This window comes from Gordonia zhenghanii (assembly GCF_021738965.1).
In the GTDB taxonomy this organism is placed as follows: Bacteria; Actinomycetota; Actinomycetes; order Mycobacteriales; family Mycobacteriaceae; genus Gordonia; species Gordonia zhenghanii.
The window spans coordinates 1-577 of the sequence record NZ_JAKKOQ010000038.1 but is presented as its reverse complement, the minus strand read 5'-3'; the positions used below and the strand labels follow the sequence as shown (position 1 = coordinate 577).

The 577-nt window shown below is 52.3% G+C and carries 1 rRNA gene; it reads right to left on the bottom strand.

The window, feature by feature from the left end:
• Positions 1 to 103 (bottom strand): 23S ribosomal RNA (locus L5G32_RS19140); the annotation flags it as partial.
• Positions 104 to 577 lie beyond the last annotated feature (474 nt).

Here is a 577-nt window from a genome sequence, read left to right as displayed (position 1 = left end):
TCACAGCTCGTTTGACAACTCCCCGAGGACTATCGCGGCCTACCACGTCCTTCATCGGCTCCTGGTACCAAGGCATCCACCGAACGCCCTAAAACACTTACAACAACACCCACAAACACACCACAACACCCCACCACACAAAAGAAATAGGGGCTGTGACACGAATGTGGATTACACAACAACAAAAATCTTTGAAATTGCAATACAACACCAAAAGAAACAAAGACATACATCTCCATCACCTTTTTGATGCTCGCATCCACTATCTACTTCTCAAACAACACACACCCACCCAACCCCACACCGACAACCGCCGGCGGAAACCCAGTGAGCACAACTAGAGACAACACGAACGCCACACCTAGTGTGGCGCGTGTGTTCTCTCAGAACCCCGATAGTGTGTGATCTCCGATGACACGGTCACCCGCAATCCGTCCCCACCCGCATAACAGTGAGCGCATCCTATGTGCTCACCGCAGGTGGGTTTCTTGTGTTTCACCCGTGAACAAACACCGATCTCGGCCGCGTTCGGGCCGGGCATCGGGTGTTGTCTGCTCCTTAGAAAGGAGGTGATCCA